Origin of the sequence: Streptomyces sp. NPDC004629, assembly GCF_042873595.1 — a bacterium.
Lineage (GTDB): Bacteria > Actinomycetota > Actinomycetes > Streptomycetales > Streptomycetaceae > Streptomyces.
The window spans coordinates 1-2,028 of record NZ_JBIALO010000087.1 but is presented as its reverse complement, the minus strand read 5'-3'; the positions used below and the strand labels follow the sequence as shown (position 1 = coordinate 2,028).

General features: G+C 75.6%; 1 protein-coding gene and 2 pseudogenes. 2 read left to right on the top strand and 1 reads right to left on the bottom strand.

Annotation, left to right across the window (positions count from 1 at the left end):
• Together ACFYTE_RS42335 and ACFYTE_RS42330 are read left to right on the top strand one after the other, a co-directional pair.
• Window positions 1-184 (top strand): annotated as a pseudogene (locus ACFYTE_RS42335) (cation:proton antiporter); the annotation flags it as partial.
• A 241-nt stretch (window positions 185-425) separates the two neighbouring features.
• The gene (locus ACFYTE_RS42330) at window positions 426-1,526 is read left to right on the top strand and encodes a PucR family transcriptional regulator (protein ID WP_388722654.1); all 1,101 of its coding nucleotides are present in this window, start codon (window positions 426-428) and stop codon (window positions 1,524-1,526) included.
• Between the two features lie 267 nt (window positions 1,527-1,793).
• Here the strand turns inward: ACFYTE_RS42330 and ACFYTE_RS42325 are convergent.
• A pseudogene (locus ACFYTE_RS42325) lies at window positions 1,794-2,028 on the bottom strand (cation:proton antiporter); the annotation flags it as partial.

Below are 2,028 nucleotides of genomic sequence, written 5' to 3'. Positions count from 1 at the left end.
GGTCGGCGTCGAACCGCGCATCGGCCCGCTCGCGACGGCCTATGTGCTGCTCCTGGTCATCCTGGGTCCGCTCACCGCCCGTTGGACCGAACCGCTGACCCGACGCCTGTCCCGTCGCCCATGGCGCACGGCGCCCGATGCGGCGGCGGCCGACCAGGTGGAGGTGGCCCGTGCGAAGGGGTGAGCGGGCCGGCCGGAGTGCCGATTACTACGACGGCTACGACGGCTACGACGGCCACGACGACTACGACGGCTACGACGACCATGGCGCGTACGGGACGCGGACCGTCGGGCCCGTGGGCTTCGGCCGGCGCGGGGGCCGCGGCGGAGGCGGGGGTTCCGGGGAGTATGGGAAGCAGGCGGGGCGCGGGGGCCCCGATGGGCGTACGGGGACGGGGGACACGGTGACCGTGGGCGGCTTCCGGATGATTGAGGAGACGTACCCGAGCGCGCCAGGGCCGCGGCCCGCGTCCGCGGCGGAGGCCACCACCGAGACGTTCCTCGACGGCTTCCAGGAGATCCTGGCGGACGCCGCCGTCACCGGCCGCCGGCTGACCCGCGACGAGATCGAGTCCCGGCGCCACCTCGGTGCCCGCGCGGCGGAGGCCGGGCACGGCTGGCGGACCCTGGTGCGCGCGCACCTCGCGGCGGGCCGGGCCGGCCGGCCCGCCGGGGCCGACGCGGACAGCGTCCTCGCCGTGGTGGAGCAGGCGGTCGACGCGTTCGCCGACGGGTACGAGCGGGCGCAGCGGCACGTCGTCCGCAGGGAGGAAGCCGCCCGCCGCGAGTTCATCGACGACCTGCTGCACGGCCGCGGCGACCCGGGCCAACTCGCCTCCCGCTGCGAACGGTTCGGGCTGCGCCTGTCCCGCACCCACTCCGTCGCGGTGGCCGGCGGGCCGGAGGGCTACGACGAGTCCGACCCCGTACCCCGGCAGGTCGCCGACGAGTTGTTCGCCCGCTTCGAGAACCGCCGCATCCTGTTCACCACCAAGGACGGGCGGATGGTGTGCATCGCCCCCGGCGACCAGGACGACGTGCTGACCTGGTTCGGCAAGCTCGTGCACGCCCGGGTCGAGCGGAGCCGGGTCGCCGTCGGGCGGTCCCGGCCGGGCGCGGTCGGCATCGGGCACAGCTACGAGGAGGCGCTCAACGCCCTCGATGTCGCCGAGCGGATGGGTTTCGACGATCCGCTGCTGCGCGCCGCCGATCTGCTCGTCTTCCCCGTTCTGGCCCGGGACCGGCCGGCGCTGGTGGACCTGGTCCGGCACACGCTGGGCCCGCTGGAACAGGCCCGCGGCGGAGCGCAGCCGCTGATCGAGACCCTCACGGCGTACTTCGACAGCGGCTGCGTGGCCACCGTGGCGGCCCGTGAACTGTCGCTCAGCGTGCGCGCGCTGACCTACCGGCTGGCCCGGATCCACGCCCTGACCGGCACCGACCCCACCGCCCCCGGCGACCGCTACACCCTGCAAACAGCAGTCATCGGAGCCCGCCTACTGTCCTGGCCAACCCGCCCCCTATAACCCGACCCCGCAGAGGGCCAGCCGCCCCAAAGGGGGCGCGCAACCACGACGGCCCGGCAGACGGCCAACGGCATGAGGAACCGGGGCACCGTGCAGCCCGGGGTGGGGCCAGCCGCCCCAAAGGGGCGCGGGGAACTGCGCGCGCAACCACGACGGCGCGGCAGGCGGCCGACGGCCGTGGTCGCCCCGCCAGCCGGACCGTCGCGCGCAACCACGACGGCGCAGCAGGCGGCCGACGGCGTGAGGAACCGCCAACCGGACCGGAGGTCAAGCGCGGCCCACCGCATCCTGATCCTCCGCCGCATCCCGCGGCGCCGCGACCGCCGCCTCGGCCTCGGCCCCGGCGGCCGCTTCCCCCGCGACCGCCGGCTTGCCGAACCGCCGCACCAGCCCCAGGGCCAGGGGCTCGGTCCAACGGGCGGTGAGCGGACCGAGGATCACGAGGATCAGCACGTACGCCGTGGCGAGCGGGCCGAGGGAGGGCTCGATCCCGGCGGTCACG

Coding starts and splice junctions, on each gene's coding strand:
- ACFYTE_RS42330 (WP_388722654.1), top strand. CDS start 426: ATGATTGAGGAGACGTACCCGAGCGCGCCAGGGCCGCGGCCCGCGTCC.